The sequence below is a fragment of the Pseudomonas sp. IB20 genome, from assembly GCF_009707325.1.
GTDB lineage: Bacteria > Pseudomonadota > Gammaproteobacteria > Pseudomonadales > Pseudomonadaceae > Aquipseudomonas.
Genome location: NZ_CP046103.1, coordinates 921784 through 946970, shown reverse-complemented (window position 1 = coordinate 946970; position 25187 = coordinate 921784). Strand labels below are relative to the sequence as shown.

30 protein-coding genes are annotated in these 25187 nt (G+C 59.6%); 12 read left to right on the top strand and 18 right to left on the bottom strand.

All coding sequences use genetic code 11. The annotated features are described in order from the left end of the window. Window positions 1-1275, top strand: coding sequence for a uracil-xanthine permease family protein (locus GJU48_RS04315; RefSeq protein WP_094953031.1), 1275 nt, complete (start codon window positions 1-3; stop codon window positions 1273-1275). A gap of 117 nt (window positions 1276-1392) precedes the next feature. On the opposite strand, the gene hisC is transcribed toward GJU48_RS04315, so the two are convergent. The 10 genes from hisC to GJU48_RS04265 all read right to left on the bottom strand — a co-directional run bounded on the left by hisC (window position 1393) and on the right by GJU48_RS04265 (window position 9538). Beyond that, window positions 1393-2445 (bottom strand): histidinol-phosphate transaminase, encoded by a 1053-nt coding sequence (hisC, locus tag GJU48_RS04310; RefSeq protein ID WP_094950442.1) that lies wholly within the window; start codon window positions 2443-2445, stop codon window positions 1393-1395. 3 nt (window positions 2446-2448) lie between these two features. Next, the gene (hisD, locus tag GJU48_RS04305) at window positions 2449-3768 is read right to left on the bottom strand and encodes a histidinol dehydrogenase (RefSeq protein WP_094950441.1); all 1320 of its coding nucleotides are present in this window, start codon (window positions 3766-3768) and stop codon (window positions 2449-2451) included. 276 nt (window positions 3769-4044) lie between these two features. Then, on the bottom strand, window positions 4045-4680 hold the full coding sequence (hisG, locus tag GJU48_RS04300; RefSeq protein ID WP_083360118.1) for an ATP phosphoribosyltransferase: 636 nt from the start codon (window positions 4678-4680) through the stop codon (window positions 4045-4047). A 165-nt stretch (window positions 4681-4845) separates the two neighbouring features. Beyond that, window positions 4846-6111: a UDP-N-acetylglucosamine 1-carboxyvinyltransferase gene (gene murA / locus GJU48_RS04295; RefSeq protein WP_094950440.1), complete on the bottom strand. Its 1266-nt coding sequence runs from the start codon at window positions 6109-6111 to the stop codon at window positions 4846-4848. 23 nt (window positions 6112-6134) lie between these two features. Further along, a complete protein-coding gene (locus GJU48_RS04290) occupies window positions 6135-6389 on the bottom strand; it encodes a BolA family protein (RefSeq protein ID WP_094950439.1) in 255 nt (84 codons plus the stop codon). Window positions 6390-6503: 114 nt separating this feature from the next. Then, window positions 6504-6809, bottom strand: a complete 306-nt coding sequence (locus tag GJU48_RS04285; RefSeq protein WP_094950438.1) for an STAS domain-containing protein — start codon at window positions 6807-6809, stop codon at window positions 6504-6506. Next, complete coding sequence (locus GJU48_RS04280; protein WP_094950437.1) at window positions 6806-7453, bottom strand: MlaC/ttg2D family ABC transporter substrate-binding protein; 648 nt, start codon at window positions 7451-7453, stop codon at window positions 6806-6808. The genes GJU48_RS04285 and GJU48_RS04280 overlap by 4 nt, the downstream gene beginning before the upstream one ends. 11 nt (window positions 7454-7464) lie before the next feature. Beyond that, a complete protein-coding gene (gene mlaD, locus GJU48_RS04275; protein ID WP_094950436.1) occupies window positions 7465-7932 on the bottom strand; it encodes an outer membrane lipid asymmetry maintenance protein MlaD in 468 nt (155 codons plus the stop codon). Further along, window positions 7932-8729, bottom strand: a complete 798-nt coding sequence (gene mlaE, locus GJU48_RS04270) for a lipid asymmetry maintenance ABC transporter permease subunit MlaE (RefSeq protein ID WP_094950435.1) — start codon at window positions 8727-8729, stop codon at window positions 7932-7934. Before mlaE ends, mlaD begins: the two co-directional genes overlap by 1 nt. Next, window positions 8729-9538 carry an ATP-binding cassette domain-containing protein gene (locus tag GJU48_RS04265; RefSeq protein WP_003171811.1) on the bottom strand — a complete coding sequence of 270 codons (810 nt, stop codon included), beginning with the start codon at window positions 9536-9538 and terminating at the stop codon, window positions 8729-8731. Before GJU48_RS04265 ends, mlaE begins: the two co-directional genes overlap by 1 nt. Window positions 9539-9840: 302 nt before the next feature. Here GJU48_RS04265 and GJU48_RS04260 point away from each other — a divergent pair, with 302 nt between their 5' ends. From GJU48_RS04260 to GJU48_RS04215, 10 genes are all read left to right on the top strand, one after another. Beyond that, window positions 9841-10815 (top strand): KpsF/GutQ family sugar-phosphate isomerase, encoded by a 975-nt coding sequence (locus GJU48_RS04260; RefSeq protein WP_094950434.1) that lies wholly within the window; start codon window positions 9841-9843, stop codon window positions 10813-10815. Beyond that, a complete protein-coding gene (locus GJU48_RS04255) occupies window positions 10816-11340 on the top strand; it encodes a KdsC family phosphatase (protein ID WP_094950433.1) in 525 nt (174 codons plus the stop codon). It begins immediately after the preceding gene. 8 nt (window positions 11341-11348) lie between these two features. Then, a complete protein-coding gene (gene lptC / locus GJU48_RS04250) occupies window positions 11349-11921 on the top strand; it encodes an LPS export ABC transporter periplasmic protein LptC (RefSeq protein ID WP_094950432.1) in 573 nt (190 codons plus the stop codon). Continuing rightward, a complete protein-coding gene (lptA, locus tag GJU48_RS04245) occupies window positions 11908-12471 on the top strand; it encodes a lipopolysaccharide transport periplasmic protein LptA (RefSeq protein WP_155295927.1) in 564 nt (187 codons plus the stop codon). The genes lptC and lptA overlap by 14 nt, the downstream gene beginning before the upstream one ends. Window positions 12472-12474: 3 nt before the next feature. Next, the gene (gene lptB / locus GJU48_RS04240) at window positions 12475-13200 is read left to right on the top strand and encodes an LPS export ABC transporter ATP-binding protein (protein ID WP_094950430.1); all 726 of its coding nucleotides are present in this window, start codon (window positions 12475-12477) and stop codon (window positions 13198-13200) included. A gap of 184 nt (window positions 13201-13384) precedes the next feature. Further along, window positions 13385-14878 carry an RNA polymerase factor sigma-54 gene (locus tag GJU48_RS04235; protein WP_094950429.1) on the top strand — a complete coding sequence of 498 codons (1494 nt, stop codon included), beginning with the start codon at window positions 13385-13387 and terminating at the stop codon, window positions 14876-14878. Between the two features lie 75 nt (window positions 14879-14953). Next, complete coding sequence (gene hpf, locus GJU48_RS04230) at window positions 14954-15259, top strand: ribosome hibernation-promoting factor, HPF/YfiA family (protein WP_010170586.1); 306 nt, start codon at window positions 14954-14956, stop codon at window positions 15257-15259. A gap of 12 nt (window positions 15260-15271) precedes the next feature. Then, window positions 15272-15736: a PTS IIA-like nitrogen regulatory protein PtsN gene (gene ptsN / locus GJU48_RS04225; protein WP_094950428.1), complete on the top strand. Its 465-nt coding sequence runs from the start codon at window positions 15272-15274 to the stop codon at window positions 15734-15736. A 2-nt stretch (window positions 15737-15738) separates the two neighbouring features. Continuing rightward, window positions 15739-16596, top strand: a complete 858-nt coding sequence (gene rapZ, locus GJU48_RS04220; protein ID WP_083360130.1) for an RNase adapter RapZ — start codon at window positions 15739-15741, stop codon at window positions 16594-16596. Window positions 16597-16611: 15 nt separating this feature from the next. Continuing rightward, window positions 16612-16884, top strand: coding sequence for an HPr family phosphocarrier protein (locus tag GJU48_RS04215; protein WP_094950427.1), 273 nt, complete (start codon window positions 16612-16614; stop codon window positions 16882-16884). 37 nt (window positions 16885-16921) lie between these two features. Here the strand turns inward: GJU48_RS04215 and GJU48_RS04210 are convergent, their stop codons facing one another. The 6 genes from GJU48_RS04210 to pmbA all read right to left on the bottom strand — a co-directional run bounded on the left by GJU48_RS04210 (window position 16922) and on the right by pmbA (window position 22190). After that, the gene (locus GJU48_RS04210) at window positions 16922-17815 is read right to left on the bottom strand and encodes a ZIP family metal transporter (protein ID WP_094950426.1); all 894 of its coding nucleotides are present in this window, start codon (window positions 17813-17815) and stop codon (window positions 16922-16924) included. Between the two features lie 32 nt (window positions 17816-17847). After that, a complete protein-coding gene (locus tag GJU48_RS04205; protein ID WP_094950425.1) occupies window positions 17848-18459 on the bottom strand; it encodes a superoxide dismutase in 612 nt (203 codons plus the stop codon). Between the two features lies 1 nt (window position 18460). Continuing rightward, a complete protein-coding gene (locus tag GJU48_RS04200) occupies window positions 18461-18904 on the bottom strand; it encodes a hypothetical protein (protein WP_094950424.1) in 444 nt (147 codons plus the stop codon). 27 nt (window positions 18905-18931) lie between these two features. Then, entirely contained in the window at window positions 18932-20308 is a 1377-nt protein-coding gene (locus GJU48_RS04195; protein WP_094950423.1) for a class II fumarate hydratase, read from the bottom strand. Continuing rightward, on the bottom strand, window positions 20301-20696 hold the full coding sequence (locus GJU48_RS04190; RefSeq protein WP_094950422.1) for a FagA protein: 396 nt from the start codon (window positions 20694-20696) through the stop codon (window positions 20301-20303). The genes GJU48_RS04195 and GJU48_RS04190 overlap by 8 nt, the downstream gene beginning before the upstream one ends. Window positions 20697-20843: 147 nt before the next feature. Beyond that, the gene (gene pmbA, locus GJU48_RS04185; RefSeq protein WP_094950421.1) at window positions 20844-22190 is read right to left on the bottom strand and encodes a metalloprotease PmbA; all 1347 of its coding nucleotides are present in this window, start codon (window positions 22188-22190) and stop codon (window positions 20844-20846) included. Window positions 22191-22298: 108 nt separating this feature from the next. On the opposite strand from pmbA, the gene yjgA reads away from it, so the two are divergent. Next, window positions 22299-22820 carry a ribosome biogenesis factor YjgA gene (gene yjgA / locus GJU48_RS04180; RefSeq protein ID WP_064450713.1) on the top strand — a complete coding sequence of 174 codons (522 nt, stop codon included), beginning with the start codon at window positions 22299-22301 and terminating at the stop codon, window positions 22818-22820. Between the two features lie 45 nt (window positions 22821-22865). Here yjgA and tldD read toward each other — a convergent pair whose 3' ends face one another. Further along, on the bottom strand, window positions 22866-24308 hold the full coding sequence (tldD, locus tag GJU48_RS04175; RefSeq protein WP_094950420.1) for a metalloprotease TldD: 1443 nt from the start codon (window positions 24306-24308) through the stop codon (window positions 22866-22868). Between the two features lie 16 nt (window positions 24309-24324). Beyond that, the gene (locus tag GJU48_RS04170; protein ID WP_094950419.1) at window positions 24325-25173 is read right to left on the bottom strand and encodes a carbon-nitrogen hydrolase family protein; all 849 of its coding nucleotides are present in this window, start codon (window positions 25171-25173) and stop codon (window positions 24325-24327) included. Between the last annotated feature and the right edge of the window lie 14 nt (window positions 25174-25187).

The following is a 25187-nucleotide window of genomic DNA, read 5'->3' as shown; positions in this document are numbered from 1 at the left end:
ATGCAGGATGAATTCAACGACCCGCTTTGGCGCCAGATCCTGTCTGGCGCACAGATGCTCTTCGTAGCATTTGGTGCGCTGGTGTTGATGCCGCTGATCACAGGCCTCGATCCAAACGTCGCCCTGTTTACCGCAGGCTTGGGGACCTTGTTGTTCCAAGTGGTCACCGGCCGCCAAGTGCCGGTGTTCCTGGCGTCGAGCTTTGCGTTTATCACCCCGATCATTCTCGCCAAGCAGCAGTTTGGCCTGGCGGCGACGATGGGCGGGGTGATGGCGGCCGGTTTCGTTTATACGTTCCTGGGCGCTGCGGTGAAGATCAAGGGCACCGGTTTCATCGACCGGCTGCTGCCACCTGTGGTGATCGGGCCGGTGATTATTTCCATCGGCCTGGCCATGGCGCCGATCGCCGCGAACATGGCGATGGGTAAAGGTGGCGACGGTGCCGAACTGATCCCCTACAAGACAGCCATGCTGATCTCGATGCCGGCGCTGCTCACCACGTTGATCGTGGCGGTATTCGGCAGAGGCATTTTCCGCCTGGTGCCGATTATCTCCGGCGTACTGGTGGGTTTCGCCATGGCGTTCTACTTCGGCGTGGTGGACACCGCGAAGATCGCCGCCGCACCGTGGTTCGCCCTGCCCCACTTTACCGCGCCGGAATTCAACTGGCAGGCGATCCTGTTTATCCTCCCGGTGGCCCTGGCCCCGGCGATCGAACACATCGGCGGTGTAATTGCGGTGGGTAGCGTGACTGGTCGCGACTACCTGAAGAAGCCCGGCCTGCATCGCACCCTGCTCGGTGACGGCATTGCCACCACGGCTGCTGGGCTGTTTGGCGGCCCGCCGAACACCACCTACGCCGAAGTGACCGGCGCGGTGATGCTGACCAAGAACTACAACCCGAAAATCATGACCTGGGCGGCAGTGTTTGCCATCAGCCTGGCGTTTATCGGCAAGTTCGGGGCGCTGCTGCAGAGCATCCCGGTGCCGGTGATGGGCGGGATTCTGTGCTTGCTGTTCGGCTCGATTGCCGCTGTGGGCATGAACACGCTGATCCGCCACAAGATCGACCTGGGGGAGGCGCGCAATCTGGTGATTGTGTCGGTGACGTTGGTGTTCGGGATTGGCGGTGTGCTGGTGGGTACGGGCACCGGCCCGGATGATTTCGGCCTCAAGGGCATCGCCCTGTGCGCGGTGGTAGCGATTGGTTTGAACCTGCTGCTGCCGGGTAATGATGGTTGGAAAAACAAGAAGCCGGATGAGCCGCTGCTCTAACTGACCCAACGCAAATAAGTGTGGGAGCTGGCCTGCCAGCTCCCACACTTGAAAAGCCTCAGGAGTTGGACGAGTGTCCAACTTCTGGGGCGCACTTCACTTGTTTTTCAGCGCAGGTTAAAGCTCCCCGAGCCCATCAATCAGCGCCTGGTTCTGCTCTGGCGTACCAATGCTGATCCGCAAGAACTGGGCAATCCGCGCCTGCTTGAAGTGCCGCACGATCACACCCTGCTCACGCAACTTGGCTGCCAACCCGGCGGCATCGTGCTGCGGGTGACGGGCAAAGATGAAGTTGGCCGCCGACGGCAACACTTCGAAGCCTTTACCCTCCAGCTGTGCGACCAGCTTGTTACGGCTGTCGATCACCAGCTTGCACGTCTTCTCGAAATATTCACGGTCCTCGAACGCCGCTGCCGCGCCGACAATCGCCAGACGGTCCAACGGATAGGAGTTAAAGCTGTTCTTGACCCGCTCCAGCGCCTCGATCAGGTCTGGGTGACCCACCGCCAGGCCCACACGCAAACCGGCCAGTGAGCGCGATTTGGACAGGGTCTGAGTCACCAGCAGGTTCGGGTAACGGTCCACCAGGCTGATAGCGGTTTCACCACCGAAGTCGATATAGGCTTCATCGACCACCACCACTGAATCCGGGCTGGCCTTGAGGATCTGCTCCACGGCGTCCAACGCCAGCACACAGCCGGTGGGCGCGTTCGGGTTGGGGAGGATGATCCCGCCGTTAGGCTTGGCGTAGTCCGCCACACGGATCTGGAACTGCTCATCCAGCGGCACCGGGTCGGACGTGATGCCGTAGAGGCCGCAATAAACCGGGTAGAAGCTGTAGCTGATGTCCGGAAACAGCAGCGGCAAGTCGTGCTGGAACAGGCCGTGGAAAATGTGCGCCAGGACCTCATCGGAACCGTTGCCGAGGAAGACCTTGCCAGCGTCGATAGCGTAATACTTGGCCACGGCCTGCTTGAGCAGGTCACTGTTGGGGTCCGGGTACAGGCGCAAGTTGTCGTTTAACTCGGCCTGCATCGCCGCGAGCGCCTTGGGCGACGGGCCGTAGGGGTTCTCGTTGGTGTTGAGCTTGACCAACTTGGTCAGCTTCGGCTGCTCGCCGGGCACGTAAGGCACGAGGTCCTTGACGAAGGGGCTCCAGAATTTGCTCATGTCTTATTTCCCCTCTTCAAGGATGCGGTATTCGGCGCTGCGAGCGTGGGCGCTCAGCGATTCACCACGGGCCAGCACCGAAGCGGTCTTGCCCAGTTCGGAAGCGCCTTGTGGCGAGCAGAAGATGATCGACGAACGCTTCTGGAAGTCATACACCCCCAGTGGCGACGAGAACCGCGCGGTGCCGGAGGTCGGCAACACGTGGTTGGGGCCGGCGCAGTAGTCGCCCAGGGCTTCGCTGGTGTGGCGGCCCATGAAGATCGCACCCGCGTGGCGAATCGACGGCAGCCAGGCTTGTGGGTCGGCAACGGACAATTCCAAGTGCTCCGGCGCGATACGGTTGGCCACTTCGATGGCCTGTTCCATGTCACGCACCAGAATCAGTGCACCACGGCCATTGATCGACTTTTCGATGATCTCGGCGCGGTCCATGGTCGGCAGCAACTTGTTGATGCTGGCGGCGACCTTGTCGAGGAACGCGGCGTCAGGGCTGACCAGGATTGCCTGGGCGTCTTCGTCGTGCTCGGCCTGGGAGAACAGGTCCATGGCGATCCAGTCCGGGTCGGTCTGGCCGTCACACACCACGAGGATTTCCGAGGGGCCGGCGATCATGTCGATACCGACCTGGCCAAACACGTGGCGCTTGGCGGTGGCCACATAGATATTGCCGGGGCCAACCACTTTGTCGACCTTCGGCACGCTCTCGGTGCCATAGGCCAGCGCGGCAACGGCTTGAGCGCCGCCGATGGTGAACACGCGGTCCACACCGGCAATGCACGCGGCCGCCAGCACCAGCTCGTTGATTTCACCGCGCGGGGTTGGCACCACCATGACCACTTCGGTCACGCCCGCCACCTTGGCCGGGATCGCGTTCATCAGCACCGACGATGGGTACGAGGCTTTACCGCCGGGCACGTACAGCCCAGCGCGGTCCAGCGGCGTAACCTTCTGGCCCAGCACCGTGCCGTCGGCCTCGGTGTAGCTCCAGGAATCCTGCTTCTGTTTTTCGTGGTAGCTGCGCACCCGTGCTGCCGCGACTTCAAGGGCTTCACGCTGTGGCGCAGTGATGCGCGTCAAAGCCAGCTCCAGACGCTCGCGCGGCAGGATCAGGTCGGACATCGACGCCACGTCGAGGCCATCGAACTGGCGAGTGAAATCCACCAGCGCCGCATCGCCGCGCTCGCGCACGGCCTTGATGATGTCGAGCACCCGCTGGTTGACCGAGTCGTCGGACACGCTTTCCCAGCTCAGCAGATGATCCAGATGATGGGCGAAATCCGGGTCGGCAGCGTTGAGTCGGGCAATTGCAGTGGACGTGGTCATAGCGAGGGCCTCATAGGATTGGCAAAAATACTCAGGCGCCGAAAGTTAGCAGTCGATCCGCTTGGGCACCTGAGAATTCTGGCTATGAGGCGGATAGACGGGCGCGGCCTAGGGCCGCGCAGGTGAGTCATTGCAGTGGACGTGGTCATAGCGAGGGCCTCATAGGATTGGCAAAAATACTCAGGCGCCGAAAGTTAGCAGTCGATCCGCTTGGGCACCTGAGAATTCTGGCTATGAGGCGGATAGACGGGCGCGGCCTAGGGCCGCGCAGGTGAGTCAACCGCGGTGTCGAGACTCCACTGCCTTGCGCAGGGTGTCGATCAACGCCTGGATTCGGGCGTGTTGCATCTTCATTGAAGCTTTGTTGACGACCAGACGGGAGCTGATGTCGGCAATAAAATCCTGGGGTTCGAGACCGTTGGCACGCAGGGTGTTGCCGGTGTCGACCACGTCGATGATCTTGTCGGCCAAGCCGATCAGCGGGGCCAGTTCCATCGAGCCGTAGAGTTTGATGATGTCGACCTGACGGCCCTGCTCGGCGTAGTAACGTTTGGCGACGTTGACGAACTTGGTTGCCACGCGCAGGCGGCCCTTAGGTTCGACGTCACCGACGCGGCCGGCGGTCATCAACTTGCACAGGGCGATACGCAGGTCCAGCGGCTCGTACAGGCCCTGGCCGCCGTATTCCATCAGCACGTCTTTACCGGCCACACCGAGGTCGGCCGCGCCATGTTCAACGTAGGTCGGCACGTCGGTAGCCCGAACGATCAGCAGGCGAACGTCGTCCTGGGTCGTAGGGATGATCAGCTTGCGGCTCTTGTCCGGATTCTCGGTCGGCACGATGCCCGCTTCAGCCAGAAGCGGCAAAGTGTCGTCAAGGATGCGGCCCTTGGACAGTGCGATGGTCAACATGGGAAACGTCAGTCCTTCATCAGGCTATTGCTGTCCGGTCGCAAACGGCGCCAGACACAGATCGAGGCCATTACAGCCTCGATTTGAAACAAACCATTTAACAACAAACACCTTCCTGTGGCGGGGAGCTCCTCACCACAGTAAAGGTATTTGCAGTTCCGGGGACTAGCCCGGTACGCGGCGGATCTTGGCGCCGAGCATCTGCAGTTTTTCTTCGATGCACTCGTAACCACGGTCGATGTGGTAGATGCGGTCGATCAGGGTATCGCCGTCAGCGCACAGCGCCGAGATCACCAGGCTGGCCGAGGCACGCAGGTCGGTGGCCATGACTGGCGCGCCCTTGAGCTTCTCGATGCCGGTAACGATGGCCGTGTTGCCTTCGACCTGGATCTTGGCGCCCATGCGGTGCAGTTCATACACGTGCATGAAGCGGTTTTCGAAGATGGTCTCGATCACGGCACCGGTGCCTTCGGCAATCGCGTTCAAGGAGATGAACTGCGCTTGCATGTCGGTCGGGAACGCCGGGTACGGAGCAGTACGCACGTTGACAGCTTTTGGCCGCTTGCCGTGCATGTTCAGCTCGATCCAGTCGGAACCGGTGGTGATTTCAGCACCCGCTTCCTTGAGTTTTTCCAAGACGGCTTCAAGGATGGTCGGATCGGTGTCCTTAACCTTGACGCGACCACCGGTCACGGCGGCAGCCACCAGGTAGGTGCCGGTCTCGATACGGTCGGGCATCACTTTGTAGGTGGCCGAGTGCAGGCGTTTAACACCCTCGATGGTGATGGTGTCGGTGCCGGCGCCGGTGATGTTGGCACCCATGGCGATCAAGAAGTTGGCCAGGTCGACCACTTCAGGCTCGCGCGCGGCGTTTTGCAGCACGCTGCGACCGTTGGCCAGGGCAGCGGCCATCATGATGTTCTCGGTACCGGTCACGCTGACGGTATCAAAGAAGAAATTGGCACCGCGCAAGCCGCCTTCTGGCGCCTTGGCCTTGATGTAGCCGCCTTCGACGTCGATGGTGGCGCCCATGGCTTCAAGGCCACGGATGTGCAGGTCGACCGGACGCGAACCGATGGCGCAACCGCCAGGCAACGCCACTTCGGCTTCACCAAAACGGGCAACCATCGGGCCCAGCACCAGGATCGACGCACGCATGGTTTTCACCAATTCGTACGGAGCGATCAGGGTCTTGATAGTGCGCGGGTCGATTTCGACAGACAGCTTCTCGTCGATCACCGGCTCAATGCCCATGCGACCGAACAGTTCGATCATGGTGGTGATGTCGTGCAGGTGCGGCAGGTTGGCCACAGTCACCGGGCCATCGCACAGCAGGGTCGCTGCCAGGATCGGCAAGGCGGAGTTTTTCGCACCGGAAATGCGGATCTCGCCATCAAGGCGGACACCGCCGGTAATAATCAATTTATCCATAAGAATCTCGACGCCTTGGGGGCTCAGGTGCGCTCGGCCCAGGCCGCGCGGCTGAAAAATTTCATAGTGACCGCGTGGATGCTGCCATCGGTGATCCACGGGTTCAAATGGGCATAGATCTGCTGTTGACGCTTGACCGGGCTCAGTGCCGCCAGTTCATCGCTAATCACATTCAGCTGGAAGTTGCAGCCTTCGCCTTCAACTTCAACCTGCACTTGTGAAGGAAGGCTATTCGACAGCTTTTCTTCAAGGAAGCTCTTAACTTCGTAGGCCTGCATGCTCAACCTCTATCGGCGCCAAGTGCGCACGGGTCGCACATCATACAAAAAAGCCCCGCGCCTGCGAACCCCGCATAGCAGGACTCTGACGGGGGGCCTCTTTAATAATGTGTATTAAGGATGCGCCAACAGTTCGGTAATACCGGAAACCTCGGCAATTTCGCGCATGTGCTCGGGCAACGCACGGATGCTGAACGGCTTCTTGACCGCTTCAGCATCGCGCATGAAACACAGCAACAACGACAGACCGACGCTGCTGGACTTGGTCACCGCCGAGCAATCAAGCACCAACGCAGGCGCGTTGCTGCTGTTGATCAGCGCCTGGCCCTGCTTGCGCAGGTCAGGCCCGGAGCGGTAATCGAGCACGCCACTGAGAAACAACTCACCGGCGTCGCCAAGACGAACAGCCGACTCGGTCATTGCGCAGGCTTCCCAGCTTGTTTGTCGGTTTCTTCCTTGGCCTTGGCGACTTCACCGGCCCAACCATTGATGGTTTTGTCCAGGTTGTTGCCATTGCGCTGCATCGCGTCAGCGAACTGATCGCGGAACAGCTTGCCAATGTTGATGCCGTTGATGATCACGTTACGCAGTTTCCACTCGCCGCTGATCTTCTCCAGTGTGTACTGCACAGGATAAACGGCGCCGTTGGTGCCCTTAACGGTCATGTTAACGCTGGTGCGGTCACCCGACTCATCCCCGGCCGGAGCAACGGTAATGCCCTGGTTGTTGTACTCCAGCAGGGCGTTGCCATAGAACTGGAACAGGCCCTTCTTGAAGTTTTCCTGGAATGTTTGCATCTGCGCAGGCGTAGCTTTGCGTGAATACTTGACCGTCATGATGCTGCGGGAAATGCCTTCGGCATCGACCACTGGGCCCACAATGGTATTCAGCGCATCGTAGAACTTCGTTGGGTCTTGCTTGTACTGCTCTTTGTTGGCAGTCAGGTCAGCCAACATTTTGTTGGTCGTGTCCTGCACCAGATCGTGCGCAGAACCCGCCGCGTTGGCCATCATCGGCAGTGCTGCAAGCAGCACCAGCAGGCCACGTCGCAAGGTAGAGATCATGAACAGATTCCTCATTTGGCGTCTTTATTGACCGTATTGAGCAGGAATTTACCGATCAAGTCTTCAAGCACCAACGACGACTGTGTGTCGTGGATTGTCGAACCATCCTTGAGCAAGGCTGTTTCCCCGCCCACGCTGATACCGATGTACTTCTCGCCCAGCAAACCAGCAGTGAGGATAGATGCAGTGGAGTCAGTCGGCAGATTATCTACCTTCTTATCGACTTGCATGGTCACTCGGCCGGTGAAGCTGTCGCGATCCAGATCGATTGCCGTGACCTTGCCGACGGTTACACCGGCCATGGTCACTTTGGCTCTGACAGTCAAACCGGCGATATTATCGAAGTACGCGTAAAGTTTATAAGTGTCGGCGGTGGGGCTGGCCGACAGGCCGCTGACTCGCAGGGCCAACAACAGTAAAGCCAGGATGCCAGCCAGCAAGAAAAGGCCGACACCGATTTCCACAGTGCGGTTTTGCATCAGAAATCTCCAAACATCAAGGCGGTCAAAATGAAGTCAAGGCCCAGTACCGCCAGCGAGGCGTACACAACGGTCTTGGTGGTGGCGCGACTGATCCCTTCTGAAGTGGGCTCACAGTCATAGCCTTGGAATACGGCGATCCAGGTCACTACAAAGGCGAAGACGATGCTCTTTATGATGCCGTTGAGCACGTCGCCGCTGAAAGTCACGCTGTTTTGCATGTTGCCCCAGTACGAGCCGTCATAGACGCCCAACCAGTCAACCGCCACCCACGAGCCGCCCCAGATACCGACCACACTGAAGATCATCGCCAGCAGAGGCAGGGAAATGAAGCCGGCCCACAGGCGCGGGGCAACAATGTATTTGAGCGGGTCCACGCCGATCATTTCCAGGCTGGACAACTGCTCGGTGGACTTCATGTTGCCGATCTCGGCGGTCAATGCAGACCCTGCGCGCCCGGCAAACAGCAAGGCGGTGACAACCGGGCCGAGTTCACGCAACAGCGTCAGGGCGACCATCTGCCCCACCGCCTGCTCCGAACCGTAGCTGGAGAGGATATTGAACCCCTGCAACGCCAGCACCATGCCGATGAAAATCCCGGACACCACGATAATGACCAGGGACATCACGCCGATCGAGTGCAATTGCTTGAGCAGCAGGCCAAAACCGCCGCCGATGCCGCCGCGACCGAGCAGTGCGTGAAACAGAAAAATGGTCGAACGCCCCAGCACTTCGACCAGATCGATGCCGGAGCGACCGAAAAGGCGAACCTTCTCGAGTAAAGATGTCTTGCGCATCAGCGCTTCCCCAGAAGATCTGAGCGGTAGTCCGCTGCCGGAAAATGAAAAGGCACCGGGCCATCGGGATCGCCGGTCATGAATTGGCGAATACGCGGGTTATCAGCGTTCATCAGTTCTTCAGGCGTGCCCTGCCCCAACACCTGACCATCGCCTACTACATAGAGGTAGTCGGCAATGCTCGCGGTTTCGGCCAGGTCGTGGGACACCACGATACTGGTAATACCCAACGCGTCGTTGAGCAGGCGGATCAGGCGTACCAGCACGCCCATGGCGATCGGGTCCTGGCCTACAAAAGGCTCGTCATACATGAGGATTTGCGGATCCAGCGCGATGGCACGCGCCAACGCGACACGACGCTTCATGCCGCCGGACAATTCGTCAGGCATCAGGTCGATGGCGCCGCGAAGGCCGACGGCCTGCAGCTTCAGCAACACAATGTCACGAATCATCTCATCGGACAGTTGCGTGTGCACCCGCAGCGGAAACGCCACGTTTTCGAACACATCGAGGTCAGTGAACAGCGCGCCACTCTGGAACAGCACGCCCATATGCTTGCGCGCATCGAACAGATCGCTGCGCGACAGGGTCGGCAGGTTCTGGCCGTTGACCCACACTTCGCCGGCGCTAGGGCGCAATTGCATACCCATCAGGCGCAACAGGGTGGTCTTGCCGCAACCGGAAGGCCCCATGATGCCCGTGACTTTTCCGCGGGGAATGCGAATATCGACGTTATTGAAGATGCTGCGCGTCCCGCGCTTGAAGGTAAGGCCCTTCAGCTCGACCGCGTAGGCGTTATCGGCACTCATCTAATCTCCTTGGGATGCAGCCTTTCACTCAGACACCATGTTTGCGACATTCGTTTGCGACAGATGCGCAATAAATAGTTAGCCACATGGGTTGGGCGGACCGAACTGGCGGCGAACTATATCACTGCTGGTACAGCGCCCCCAAGGCCGGAACAGCGCTCGTTCAGATTCGGGACAGGGAAAAAACGTTGCTGTGCACTAATCTTAGGCACTTGCAGAATAAACCCTGACGAACTTGCGTGAGGGAATTGATCATTACCGCTATAATCGCCGACTTTTCGTCAGGCTATACGATTTCAGACATGAGCCAATCCAGCGACCTTATTCAATCCGCACAACGCACCATCCGCCTCGAGCTTGAAGCCGTAGAAGGTTTGCTGGCCCATATCGACGCGGATTTCGTACGCGCCTGCGAAATGATTCTGGCCAGCAAAGGCCGCGTTGTCGTGGTCGGCATGGGCAAATCAGGCCATGTCGGCAACAAAATCGCCGCCACCTTGGCAAGCACCGGGACCACGGCTTTTTTCGTGCACCCGGCCGAGGCCAGCCACGGCGACATGGGCATGATCACCAAGGATGACATTATCCTGGCGCTGTCGAACTCCGGCAGCACTAATGAAATCGTGACCCTGCTGCCACTGATCAAACGCCTGGGCATCCAGATGATCAGCATTACCGGCAACCCGGACTCGACGCTGGCCAAGGCCGCCGAGGTCAACCTGAATGTTCACGTGGACCACGAAGCCTGCCCGCTGAACCTGGCACCGACCTCCTCCACCACCGCAGCGCTGGTGATGGGCGATGCCTTGGCAGTGGCGCTGCTGGAGTCACGCGGGTTTACCGCCGAGGATTTCGCATTTTCCCACCCGGGTGGCGCCTTGGGCCGCCGCCTGCTGCTGAAAGTCGAAAACGTCATGCACTCCGGTGATGAATTGCCTCACGTCCCGCGCGGTACCCTGCTTAAGGACGCCCTGATGGAAATGACCCTCAAGCGCCTGGGCATGACAGTCATCCTGGAATCCGATGGCCGCCTGGCCGGGGTGTTCACTGACGGCGACTTGCGCCGTACCCTGGACCGTAACCTCGACATTCAAACGGCTACGATCGACGAAGTCATGACCCCACGCGGCAAGACCGCACGCCCTGAAATGCTGGCGGCCGAAGCGCTGAAGATCATGGAAGACCACAAGATTCTTGCGCTGGTGGTCGTCGACGGTGACGATCACGCGGTCGGCGCCCTGAACATGCACGACTTGCTGCGTGCGGGAGTGATGTAAATGTCCAGCGACCTGTTGCAACGCGGTAAAAACATCAAACTGGCGATTTTCGACGTCGACGGCGTACTGACCGATGGCCGCCTGTACTTTCTCGAAGACGGCAGCGAGTTCAAGACGTTCAATACCCTCGATGGCCAAGGCATCAAGATGTTGATGGCTGCGGGCGTGCAAACGGCGATTATCAGCGGTCGAAAAACACCGGTTGTGGAACGCCGCGCACAAAACCTGGGGATTCCTTACCTGTATCAGGGCCGCGAGGATAAACTGGTGGTTCTGGACGAGCTTCTTGGACAGCTCAACCTAAGCTATGAGCAGGTCGCCTACCTGGGCGATGATCTGCCTGACCTGCCGGTCATTCGCCGGGTAGGCCTGGGCATGGCCGTCGCGAACGCCGCGGCATTTGTGCGCGAACACGCCCATGGCATCACTACCGCACGTGGCGGTGAAGGTGCTGCCCGCGAGTTCTGCGAGTTGATCCTGCGTGCCCAGGGCAGTCTTGAAGCGGCCCACGCCGCCTACCTATAGAGCTTTTTATGCTGAGCAAAAAGATTCGCAAATTTCTGTTATTCGGGGTGATCGCCGCGCTGTTCCTGGCGGTGGGTTACTGGAATATCAGCCCGGAGCGCTTTCTCGACAAGCCTGTAGTGGCCGTCGACGAGAGCGCTATCGCCTATTACGCCATCAACGCCCACACCATAAAGTTCCTGCCTGACGGCAAGGTTCAGTACGAAATGACCGCCGATAAAGTCGAAAACCTCAAGGCCACGGACGTCAGCCTACTGACCAACCCCGACCTGAACCTCTACCGCGGTACCGAGTTCCCATGGCATGTCACCAGCAAGCGCGGTGAGGTGAACAAGGGTGGCACCCAGGTAGAACTGATCGACTCGGTCCGCGTTGCACGCACCGACGATAAGAACCGCGACACCATCATTACCAGCAGTCGCATGACCGTTTTCCCACAACAGCAATATGCGCAGACCGAGCAAGACGTTAGAATCGACGGCGCTGGCGGTGTATCGACTGGCAAGGGAATGAAAGCGTATTTGAAAGAAAGCAGGATACACCTGCTATCGAACGTAAGAGGACAGTATGAGGCTCGTTAAAACCCTCCCTATTTTGCTCGGTCTGGGCGCAGCACTGGGAAGCGTGAGCGCCTGGGCTCTGCCGAACGATAGCCAGCAACCGATCCACATTCAGGCTGACGATGCGCAGCTGGATGACAAACAAGGTGTGGCCACCTACACCGGCGGCGTGATCATCACCCAAGGCTCGATGAAAATCACCGGCAACACGGTGACGCTCACGCGTACCCCGGCCGGCGATATTGACGTGGTGACATCGGTGGGCAACCTGGCCTATTTCGAACAGAAGCAGGCGCCCGCCGATACCGCCCCGATGAAGGGCTACGGCAAGACCATCCAGTACCACGCCCAGCAGAACCGCATTGTCCTGATCGATCAGGCCAAAGTGGTCAGCACCGATGGCAACACCACGGAAGGTGAAAAAATCACCTATGACACCGTGAAGCAGATCGCTCAGGCCGGCCGCGCCAATGGCAGCAAGGTCACCGCACCTCGCCCGCGTATCGACATGGTTATCCAGCCGAAGCAGAAGGAAGCGAAGCAGAAAGCTGACGCGAAGAAGGCGAACTAACGAATGGCAACCCTGAAAGCCCAGCATCTGGCCAAGGCCTATAAAAGCCGTCAGGTCGTACGCGACGTGAGCCTGTCGATCGACAGTGGCCAGATCGTCGGCTTGCTTGGCCCGAACGGTGCCGGCAAGACCACATGCTTCTATATGATCGTCGGGCTGGTTCAGGCGGATCAAGGGCGTGTACTGATCGACGACTTGGACGTCAGCCATCAGCCCATGCACGGTCGTGCACGTGCAGGTATCGGCTATCTTCCCCAGGAAGCGTCGATCTTCCGCAAACTGTCAGTGGCCGACAACATCATGGCGATCCTTGAGACCCGCAAGGAACTCGACCGTGATGGCCGCCGCAAGGAGCTGGAAAGCCTGCTGCAGGAGTTCCATATCAACCACATTCGCGACAACCTCGGCATGAGCTTGTCCGGTGGTGAGCGTCGCCGTGTGGAAATCGCCCGCGCCCTGGCCACTGCGCCTAAGTTCATCCTGCTGGACGAGCCGTTTGCCGGCGTCGACCCGATCTCGGTCGGCGACATCAAACAGATCATCTATCACCTCAAGGCCAAGGGTATCGGCGTATTGATCACCGACCACAACGTCCGTGAGACCCTCGATATCTGTGAAACAGCTTATATCGTCAACGATGGCCAGCTGATCGCCGAAGGCGATTCCGCCACTATCCTGGCCAACGAACTGGTCAAGGAAGTGTACCTGGGCCATGAGTTCCGCCTGTAAGCACTGTGGTGTCTGGCCATTCGCCAAGGCGCGCGGGAGTCAATAAAAACCTCGTTTTTTTTATTGTTACCGCGCTCTAGGCAAAGCCCCCGATATCAGGCATATAATTTGCTTATGTTTGGCGCTCACGCGCCCTGTCGTGGATGGCGCATTGCGCCGGCGAATAAGGTGTTAAGCCCCTGCCATGAAACCATCGCTAGTCCTGAGAATGGGCCAGCAGCTGACGATGACACCGCAGCTGCAACAGGCCATCCGCCTGCTCCAATTGTCGACCCTGGACCTGCAACAGGAAATCCAGGAGGCCCTGGAGTCCAATCCGATGCTCGAACGCCAGGAAGAAGGCGACGACTTCGATAATGCAGACCCGCTGGCCGACAACATCGAGCAAAAACCCAACGCCGACGTGCAGGAACCCTCTTATCAGGAAACCGCCCCGACGGTGGATAACCTTGAGGAAGGCGAATGGAACGAGCGCATTCCCAACGAGCTTCCCGTGGACACCGCGTGGGAAGACGTCTACCAGACCAGCGCCAGCAGCCTGCCGAGCAATGATGATGACGAGTGGGATTTCACCACCCGTACGTCCGTCGGCGAGAGCCTGCAAAGCCATTTGTTGTGGCAACTGAACCTCGCGCCGATGTCGGACACCGATCGCCTGATCGCCGTCACCCTGATCGACTGCATCAATAACCAGGGCTACCTGGACGAAACCCTTGATGAAATCCTCGAGGCCTTCGACCCGGAACTGGACATTGAACTGGACGAAATCGAAGCCGTCCTCCACCGCATCCAACAATTCGAGCCCGCCGGTATCGGCGCTCGCACGCTCAGCGAGTGCCTGCTGCTGCAACTGCGCCAACTGCCGGCCAAGACCCCTTGGCTCGCTGAGGCCCAGCGCCTGGTCACCGACTACATCGACCTGCTGGGCAGCCGCGACTACAGCCAGCTGATGCGCCGCATGAAGCTCAAGGAAGACGACCTGCGCCAGGTCATTGAGCTGGTACAGAGCCTCAACCCTCGCCCGGGCTCGCAGATCGAGTCCAGCGAAGCCGAATACGTGGTTCCCGACGTGATCGTGCGCAAGGACAACGAGCGCTGGCTGGTGGAATTGAACCAGGAATCGGTGCCGCGCCTGCGCGTCAACCCGCAATACGCAGGCTTTGTGCGCCGCGCCGACACCAGCGCCGACAACACCTTCATGCGCAACCAGTTGCAGGAAGCGCGCTGGTTCATCAAGAGCCTGCAGAGCCGCAACGAAACCCTGATGAAAGTGGCCACCCAGATCGTCGAGCACCAGCGCGGCTTCCTGGAATATGGCGACGAGGCCATGAAACCGCTGGTGCTGCACGACATCGCCGAAGCGGTGGGCATGCACGAATCGACGATTTCCCGGGTGACCACGCAAAAATTCATGCATACCCCACGGGGTATTTATGAGTTGAAATACTTTTTCTCCAGCCACGTCAGCACCTCCGAAGGCGGCGAATGCTCGTCCACGGCGATCCGCGCGATCATCAAAAAACTGGTTGCCGCGGAAAATCAGAAAAAGCCGTTGAGTGACAGCAAGATCGCTGGTTTACTGGAGGCACAAGGCATTCAGGTCGCCCGTCGAACCGTCGCCAAGTACCGCGAGTCCCTCGGGATCGCGCCTTCCAGCGAGCGTAAGCGTTTGATGTGACGGGCGGGCCATAGCGTTCCAGTGGCGGGTATTCCTACCCGCCGCTTTATGCACTGGCAACGAAGGAGAAGCTGTATGCAAGTCAATATCAGTGGACACCAACTGGAAGTGACCGAACCGCTGCGCGCCTACATAGGCGAAAAGCTCAAAAGAATTGAGGGGCATTTCGACAAGATCACCAATGTGCAAGTCATCATGACTGTCGAAAAGCTGAAGCAGAAAATCGAAGCCACCTTGCGTATACCCGGCGGGGAAGTCGTCGCCAATGCTGAGCATTCAGATATGTATGCCGCCATTGACGACCTGACCGACAAGCTGGATCGCCAAATCAAAAAGCATAAGGAAAAGCAGCAGAGCCTTCTTCAGGGCACAGGCCGCTAACACTCCCCACCCATGATCCGACTTGAAACCATCCTGACCCCCGGCCGTTCTCTCGTGAACGTGCCGGGCGGCAGTAAAAAGCGCGCCCTAGAACAAATTGCCAACCTGATCGGCCGCGAAGTGCCCGAACTGGATACGCAAGCTGTGTATGAGGCACTTATCGCCCGTGAAAAACTCGGTTCAACCGGTTTTGGCAACGGTATCGCGATTCCTCACTGCCGCCTGCAAGGCTGTGAAGCCCCAGTGAGTGCTCTGCTGCACCTCGATGCACCAATTGATTTCGACGCCATCGACGGCGCACCGGTCGACCTGCTGTTCGTTCTGCTGGTCCCGCAAGCCGCCACCGATGCACACCTGGAACTGCTCCGGCAGATCGCCAGCATGCTCGACCGCAAGGAAGTACGCGACAAACTGCGCAGTGCCAGCACCAACGAGGCGCTCTATCAGGTTGTCCTGGATGAACAAAGCGGGCAGTAATCATGCGTTTGATCATCGTCAGCGGCCGTTCCGGCTCGGGTAAAAGCACTGCCCTCAACGTTCTTGAGGACAACGGCTTCTATTGCATCGACAACCTGCCTGCGGGCCTGCTGCCTGAACTGGCAGAGCGCGCGCTGATCCACACTGAATTGGCACAACCCCTGGTTGCCGTTTCGATTGACGCCCGCAACCTGCCCAGCCACCTTGAGCGATTCCCGCAATTGCTCGAGGAAGTGCGCGCCAAGCACATTCATTGCGATGTGCTCTACTTGGATGCGGACGAAGAAACGCTGCTCAAGCGCTTTTCCGAGACCCGCCGACGCCACCCCCTCAGCAGCCCGCATCGCTCCCTGGCCGAAGCCATTGAGGACGAGACCACGCTGCTCGGCCCGATCATTGACCTCGCCGACCTCAAGATCAACACCACCAGCCTGAACCTGTATCAATTGCGGGATGCCATCAAGCTGCGCCTGCTGAACCAGCCAGAGCCCGGTACCGCTTTTCTGGTCGAGTCGTTTGGCTTCAAGCGCGGCATGCCGGTGGACGCCGACCTGGTCTTTGATGTGCGTTGCCTGCCTAACCCTTATTGGAAGCCAGAACTGCGCGAACAGTCGGGGCTGGATCAGCCTGTGGCCGAATACCTGGCCGCGCAGCCGGATGTAGAGGAGATGTTCCAAGACATCTCCAGCTATCTGCTCAAATGGTTGCCGCGCTTTGCTGCGAGCAATCGGGCCTATGTCACCATTGCCATTGGCTGTACCGGCGGCCACCATCGCTCCGTCTACCTGACCGAACGCCTGGGCCAGGTGCTGCAGCAAACCCTCAAGAACGTCCAGGTTCGCCACCGCGACCTTAGCTGAAAGGACCACCCCGCGATGCCCGCTCTGGAAATTGAAATCATCAACAAGCTGGGCCTGCACGCTCGCGCTTCCGCTAAATTCGTCGGCGTTGCCGGACAATTTCCTTGCGAGATCTACGCCGGGCGCACGCCGGAGTCCATGGTCAACGGCAAGAGCATCATGTCGATGATGATGCTGGCCGCCGGCAAGGGCACCAAAATTCACCTGAAGACGCAAGGCGAGCAGGAACAGGAAGCGATGGATGCCTTGGTGGCGCTGATCAATAACTACTTCGACGAAGGTGAGTAAGCCCACCCTTTGAGAGGGATGTGAGGCTGCAACAGCCTCACCCCAGAGCTGTATCCATCACCATCATTAAACAGAACCCGATGCACAACCCCAAGCTGGCAAGCTTTTCGTGACCATTGCGGCGCGATTCGGGGATCACTTCGTGAGTCACCACCAGCAACATCGCACCAGCCGCAAGCGCGAGGCCCAGCGGTAACAAAACTTCTGCCAGGCTCACCAGCCACGCGCACAACACAGCGAATACCGGCTCTACCAACCCTGACGCGGCGCCGATCAGGAACGCTTTGACCCGCGACATCCCGGCCCCGGCCAAGACCAGCGCAATCACCAAACCTTCCGGCACGTCCTGCAGGGCAATGCCCATGGCCAGGCTATCGGCATCCGGCATCCCGCCACCGGCAGAGACACCCACCGCCATGCCTTCCGGAATGTTGTGGGCAATGATGGCGAACACAAACAGCCAGATGCGGGGTGGTATCACCGGTTTATCCGGCGTGCCCACCAGCATTTCCGGGCTGGCGCCGGAGACCTTGCGGTCGACCAGGTACAGCCCGAACGCTCCCAGCATGATCCCAAAGCTGATCAAGCCACTGGCGCCCCAGGGCGAAAGCCCCAGGCCTTCAGCGGCAGCGATACCCGGCACGATCAGCGAAAAGGCAGTTGCTGCCAACATCACTCCAGCACCAAAGCCCAACAATGTATCGCTGAGCGCTACCGGCATCCGACGAATCACCAGCACCGGCACCGCGCCCAGCGCCGTGCCGAGCGCGCAGATCGACCCGCCCTGCAAGGCACGCAGGATGCGCGGTTCAAGGTCCAGCCAGGCCAGCCCGTGGGCCACCAGCAATGCAGTACCTGCCAATAGCAGCAGTGAGCCAAACGCATAACGAAACATTCGTCCGCTGCTGATCGCCAGTATTTCAGTGCCCATAGTCGGCCTTAGGTCGTGTTATAGGGTCAATATCATGCCAAGGCGGCCTGGTAGCGTGCGGCGACTTCCGGCCAATTGATCACGCTGTAGAAGGCGTTGATGTATTCCGGACGACGGTTCTGGTAGAGCAGGTAGTAGGCGTGCTCCCAGACGTCCAGACCGAGGATCGGCGTATTGCCGTTCATCAGCGGGCTGTCCTGGTTGCCGCTGCTTTCGACCACCAGGGTCTTTTGTGGGGTAACGCTCAGCCAGGACCAACCACTGCCGAAACGCGTCAGGGCAGCCTTGGTGAAGGCTTCCTTGAAACTGTCGAAACCACCCAACTGTTCCTCGATCGCTTTGCCCAGCACGCCCTCAGGTTTACCGCCGCCTTTGGGCGACATCACCGCCCAGAACAGCGAGTGGTTAGCGTGGCCGCCACCTTGGTTGATCACTGCGGCACGCAGTTTTTCCGGCAACTGCTGGACGCTGGACACCAACTTCTCAACCGGCCAGGCCGCAAACTCAGTGCCTTCAACCGCCGCATTCAGGTTGTTGATGTAGGTCTGGTGATGCTTGGTGTAGTGGATTTCCATGGTTTGCGCATCGATGTGCGGCTCCAGGGCATCGTAGGCGTAAGGCAGGGCAGGCAAGGTGTAGGACATATCAATGTGCTCCGTAATAAGGACTGTTGCGGATCGACGCATCCGTTTGCACCGCAGCGCCACCCAACAAGCGATGGGTTCGCGGGTACTCGCCGTGATCGCTGATGAAGTTCAACAGTTCGACGTAGGTCTTGCTGCTCTGGCGCAGCGCCGCCTCGCGCAATTGCCGGCTCAGGCGCGGGTCCTGCAGGGTCTGCAGCAGGCGCTGGTGGATAGCACACAGGTACTCCGCGCTTTCCTCAGGCTGGTTCAGGCGCAGGTGCAGGTCCGCCAGGTTGTGATGGGAAATGACGCAAGCCGCCACTGCTTCGTCGGCATCCGCCCAACGCTCGAATAACACTTGAGCCAGGGCCAGGGCTTGCAAATAGGCCTCGCGAGCGTCGACCAGTTCGCCCTGCATAAAGCAGCGATTGGCCCGTTCGATCGTGCGTTTCCAGTGCTCCATGGTGAGCCTCCAAAGCAGAGTCGGTGATTACACGCCGCCCGCCGTAAGCTTTTCCGGATCCAGCAGGATCTCCAGTTGGCTACGTGACAAGTCAGTGTGCTCGAGAGCGACATCAATTACCGGACGGCCTTGCTGATAGGCCTTCTTGGCGATTTCAGCGGCTTTTTGGTAACCAATGATCGGGTTGAGTGCGGTGACCAGGATCGGGTTGCGCGACAGCGCTTCCTTGAGCTTGGCTTCGTTGACCTTGAAGCTGGCGATGGCCTTGTCGGCCAGCAAGCGGCTCGAATTGGCCAGCAGTTCAAGGCTGCTGAGCAGGTTTTGGGCGATGATCGGCAGCATCACGTTCAGCTCGAAGTTGCCGGATTGCCCCGCGACAGTAATCACCGTGTCATTGCCGATCACTTGGGCCGCGACCATGGCAGTGGCTTCCGGGATCACCGGGTTGACCTTGCCCGGCATGATCGAAGAGCCCGGTTGCAGGCCTTCCAGCTCGATTTCACCCAGGCCTGCGAGCGGTCCGGAGTTCATCCAGCGCAGGTCATTGGCGATTTTCATCAGCGAGACGGCGGTGGCTTTCAACTGGCCGGACACGGCAACGGCTGTGTCCTGGGAGCCGATCAATGCGAACAGGTTCCTGCCCGGGGTGAATTTCACGCCAGTCAGGTTGCTCAGTTGCTGGCTGAAACGCGCGGCGAATTCCGGGTGTGCGTTGATCCCGGTGCCGACCGCCGTGCCGCCCTGAGCCAGGGCCTGCAAGCTCGGCAGCAAGTCCTGCAAGTGACCGATATTGGCCTTGAGCTGCTGCGCCCAGCCGTTGAGCACCTGGCTCATGCGCACCGGCATGGCGTCCATCAAGTGGGTGCGGCCGGTCTTGATGAACGGATGCACTTGCTCGGCCTTTTGCTCGATCACCTGCACCAAGTGCAACAGCGCCGGCAGCGTTTGCTCATGCAGCACCAAGGCGGCACTGACGTGGATGGTGGTGGGAATGATGTCGTTGCTGCTTTGGCCGCAGTTCACGTGGTCGTTAGGGTTGACCGCCTCGCCCAACAAACGTGTGGCCAGGGTCGCAATCACTTCGTTGGCGTTCATGTTGGAGCTGGTGCCGGAGCCGGTCTGGAAGATATCCACCGGGAAGTGCGGCATGTAATCGCCCTCCAGCAAGCCCTGGGCGGCATCGACAATGGCTTTGCCCTGCCCTTCGCTGATCTGCTTTAGGTCGACGTTGGCCTTGGCCGCAGCGGCTTTGGCCAGGATCAGGGCGCGGATGAATTGCGCCGGCATGCGTTGGTTGCTGATCGGAAAGTTGTTCACCGCGCGCTGGGTTTGTGCGCCATACAAGGCCTCGGCCGGTACTTGCAGTTCGCCCATGCTGTCGCGTTCGATACGGGTGTTACTCATCGGAAGATCCTTGCACCAGGTCAGAAACAGAAATGGAAGGCAGCAATTCGCAGGTCGCCAATTGCCAGGCAAAGGCCTGCCAGCGCTTAAGGCGGCAGGCACAGCGGGAGAGGTTTTCCAGGTCGCGCAGCGGGCGCCACGCCTGGTCCAGGCACATGGAGCGCCAATGCCAGGGCAAGGCGATATCGCGGGCGGTGTCGATCAGCAGGCGCAATGAGGTTTCGGCGATCGTCCACGGATGGGTCGCGGTGCAACACGCCAGGTACCGACCCTCATTGAGGTAATGTTCGATCAGGCGAGGTTCATTGGGATCGAGGCCGCAGCGAATCTGACGACTCATCCAGCGCCAGCTTTCCAGGTACGGATCCTCATGCAGGACAGAACTCATGATCCACACTCATTCGATAATGATATTTATTATTAAATGATATTGAGAATCAAAACAAGTACAGCACGTTAATCCACCTGTGACTCGGCCATAAAAAAAGGCACGCCATCTGTACGATGGCGTGCCTTTTTTTGAGCGCGAGAGTGATTAGCTGCCGGCGACAGTCATCCGCTCGATCAACACCGAACCGGTGCGAATGTTGCTGCGCAGTTCCAGGTCGTTACCCACGGCAACGATCTGCTTGAACATGTCGCGCATGTTGCCGGCGATGGTGACTTCCTGCACGGCGAATTGAATTTCGCCGTTTTCTACCCAGAAACCCGCCGCGCCGCGGGAATAATCACCGGTGACCATATTCAGGCCACTGCCCATCAGTTCGGTCACCAGCAGGCCACGGCCCATACGACGCAGCAACGCCGCCTGGTCTTCGTCGCCATGGGTCACGAACAGGTTGTGCACGCCACCGGCGTTGGCGGTGCTTGGCAGGCCAAGCTTGCGGCCAGCGTAAGTACCGAGAACGTAGGAGACCAACTCGCCCTTTTCGACAAACGGTTTGGCATAAGTGGCCAGGCCATCACCGTCGAACGCCGAACTGCCCATGGCGCGCATCAGGTGCGGGCGCTCATCAATGGTCAGCCACTCAGGAAACAGTTTCTGGCCGATTGCGCCCTCAAGGAACGAAGACTTGCGGTAGAGGTTGCCGCCGGAAATCGCGCCCAGGAAGCTGCCGAACAACCCGCCGGCCAGCTCTGCCGAAAACAGCACCGGCACTTCACAGGTCGGTACCGGGCGCGCGCCCAGGCGGCTCGCCGCGCGCTGGGCTGCGCGCTGGCCAATGCTGACCGGGTCAGCCAGCAATTCGCCTTGGCGGCTCACGTCATACCAGTAATCACGCTGCATCTGGCCATCGGCCTCGGCAATCATCACGCAGCTCAGGCTATGGCGAGTGGAGGCGTAACCACCGATAAACCCGTGGCTGTTGCCATACACGCGGCAGCCCTGATGGGTACTCAAGGTGGTGCCGTCAGCATTCTTGATGCGAGGATCAGCATCAAACGCTGCAGCTTCGCAGATCAGCGCCTGCTCGATAGCCTGTTCAGGCGTGATGTCCCAAGTGTGAAACAGATCGAAATCCTTCAAGTCCTTGGCCATCAGTGCCTTGTCAGCCAAGCCTGAGCTTTCATCTTCGGAGGTGTGCTTGGCAATCGCCAACGCAGCGGCGACCGTCTCGCGAATCGCTTCGGGCCCGCTGGCCGACGTACTCGCCGAGCCCTTGCGCTGCCCTACATACAAGGTGATACCAAAACCCTGGTCGCGATTGAATTCGACGGTTTCCACTTCCCGCTGGCGCACCGACGTCGACAGCCCCTGCTCCAGCGACACCGCCACTTCACAGGCGCTGGCCCCCTGGCGCTTGGCCTCGGCAAGGATCTGCTCGACTTGTTCCTGCAGTGCCGGTAACGCTTGCGGACCGACGCTTTGGGCTGCACTCATGGTTTTCTCCACTCAAATTCTGCTTTCGGTTAAGGCCATCGAGCGACCGGGCCGGACAAGCGGCCCCCGACTGGTTATCATGGCGGCGTTTCTTTGCGGACTGCCACCATGGTTGATTCTTACGACGACTCCCTCGATGGGGAGAAAAGCAAAACCCAGGTCAAACGCGAGCTGCATGCTCTGGTTGACCTTGGCGAGCGCCTTACAACGCTCAAGCCTGACTTGGTTGCAAAACTGCCACTGACCGACGAAATGCGCCGGGCCCTGGCTGATGCACCTAAGCACACCGCGAATATCGCGCGTAAACGGCACATCATGTTTATCGGCAAACTGATGCGCGATCAGGACACTGACGCCATTCTGACCCTGCTCGATCAACTCGATGCCTCCACTCGCCAATACAACGAACGTTTCCACAACCTGGAACGTTGGCGTGACCGCCTGATTTCGGGCGATGACGCTGTATTGGAGAAGTTCGTGTTGGACTACCCGGACGCGGACCGCCAGCAACTGCGCTCCCTGATCCGTCAGGCCCAGCACGAACTGGCGCAAAACAAGGCTCCGGCCACCAGCCGTAAAATTTTCAAGTACATCCGTGAGCTGGACGAGACTCAACGCGGCCTGCGCTGATCCTCTTCCCCGGGTGGCGTTCTGCGCCACCCGAAGCTCCACCTTTTACGACCCCGTGCCACCCACGGTGATCGCATCAATCTTCAAGGTTGGCTGACCAACGCCGACCGGCACCGACTGCCCATCTTTACCGCACGTGCCCACGCCGCTGTCCAGCGACAGGTCGTTACCGACCATCGACACCTTGCTCATGGCTTCTGGCCCGTTACCAATCAACGTTGCCCCTTTGACCGGCGCGGTAATCTTGCCGTCTTCGATCAGGTACGCCTCGCTGGTGGAGAACACAAATTTGCCGCTGGTGATGTCCACTTGGCCGCCGCCGAGGTTGGCGCAGTAGATCCCGCGTTTTACCGAGGCGATGATTTCCGCCGGGTCGCTTTCGCCACCGAGCATGTAGGTGTTGGTCATACGCGGCATCGGCAGGTGAGCGTAGGACTCGCGGCGGCCGTTACCAGTACGCGCCACGCCCATCAGGCGGGCGTTGAGCTTGTCTTGCATGTAACCCTTGAGCACACCGTTTTCAATCAGCGTGGTGCACTCGGTCGGCGTGCCTTCGTCGTCGATGCTCAGCGAACCACGACGACCGGCCAGGGTGCCGTCATCGACAATGGTGCACAGCTTGGACGCGACCATCTCGCCCATGCGCCCGCTGTAGGCGGAACTGCCCTTGCGGTTGAAGTCGCCTTCCAGGCCGTGGCCCACCGCTTCGTGCAGCAAAACCCCAGACCAGCCCGAGCCCAGTACCACCGGCAAGGTACCGGCTGGCGCCGGAATGGCTTCAAGGTTGACCAGTGCCTGGCGCAGCGCTTCGCGGGCGTAGCCCATGGCGCGGTCTTCAGTGAGGAAATAACGGTAGTCGGTGCGCCCGCCGCCGCCATGGCCACCGCGCTCGCGGCGACCGTTCTGCTCGACGATCACACTGACATTGAACCGCACCAGCGGCCGTACATCCGCCGCCAACCCGCCGTCGGTGGACGCCACAAGAATGCGCTCCCACACACCGGCCATGCTCACGGTGACTTGCTGGATACGCGGGTCGAGGGCACGGGTGGCCGCATCAATACGCTTGAGCAAGTCGACCTTTTCCGCACGGCTGATCACTTCCAGAGGGTTATCCGGCGCGTACAACTGAGCCACATCCTGGGTGCTGAATGCCTGCACCGTGCCGTTCTGGCCGGCGCGGGAGATCGAGCGTGCCGCACGCGCCGCCAGGCCCAGGGCTTCAAGGGTAATGGCGTTGCTGTAGGCAAACCCGGTCTTCTCACCAGATTGCGCGCGCACGCCCACACCTTGATCAAGGTTGAAGCTGCCTTCCTTGACGATGCCGTCTTCGAGGGCCCAAGACTCGGAAATCTGCCCTTGGAAATACAGGTCGGCCGCGTCGATACCTGGCCCGGCCAGATCGCCGAGCACGGTTTGCAAGCTTTCGATGGTCACGCCACCGGGTGCCAGGAGGTGTTCACTGACTGAGGACAACAACTCGCTCATAGGTTTGGCCTTAAATTCATCGTTCCGAAGCAGGCCGCTGCGCGCCCTGCGAGAAAAAGCGCCGATGGTTGACCACCGGCATGCGCGCCCGTATCGACGCCTGTTCACTGCTATCGCGTTCGGCCAACAACACCGCTTCGCCTTGATCCTGTTGTGTCAGCACGCGCCCCCAAGGGTCGACAATTGCTGCGTGGCCAAAGGTTTCCCGTGGGCCTGGGTGTACGCCGCCTTGGGCGGCTGCCAGCAGGTAGCACTGGGTTTCGATGGCTCGCGCACGAATCAGCACATCCCAATGTGCAGCGCCGGTCACCGCCGTAAAGGCCGAGGGCGCGGTAATCAATTCAGCCCCCGCCGCACGCAATTCGCTGTACAACTCGGGGAACCGCAAGTCGTAGCATACCGTCAGGCCCAAGCGCCCCACCGGCGTGTCCGCCACGACAACATTGCCACCGAAAGCATAGTCGTCGGATTCGCGATAACGACCTCGAGCATCCGCCACGTCGACATCGAACAGGTGCAGTTTGTCGTAACGGGCGACGATTTCACCCCGATCATCGATCAAGAGCGAGCAGGCGTTGGATTTGGCGTTCGGTTGGTCCTTAGGCGGCAACGGCAATGTGCCGGCCACTATCCATAAGGTGAGGTCGCGGGCGGCCTGTTTCAACCACGGCAGGATCGGGCCTTCGCCCAAGGCTTCGGCGCGACCAATGTCGGCGACGTCACGACGGCCCATGGCGGCGAAGTTTTCCGGCAGTACCGCCAGCTTCGCACCGCCCGCCGCCGCTTGCTCCAGCAAGCGCCGGGCCTGAGCCAGGTTGGCCAGGACGTCACTCTGGCTGACCATTTGAATTACCGCAAAGGACATAGGCCAACACTCCG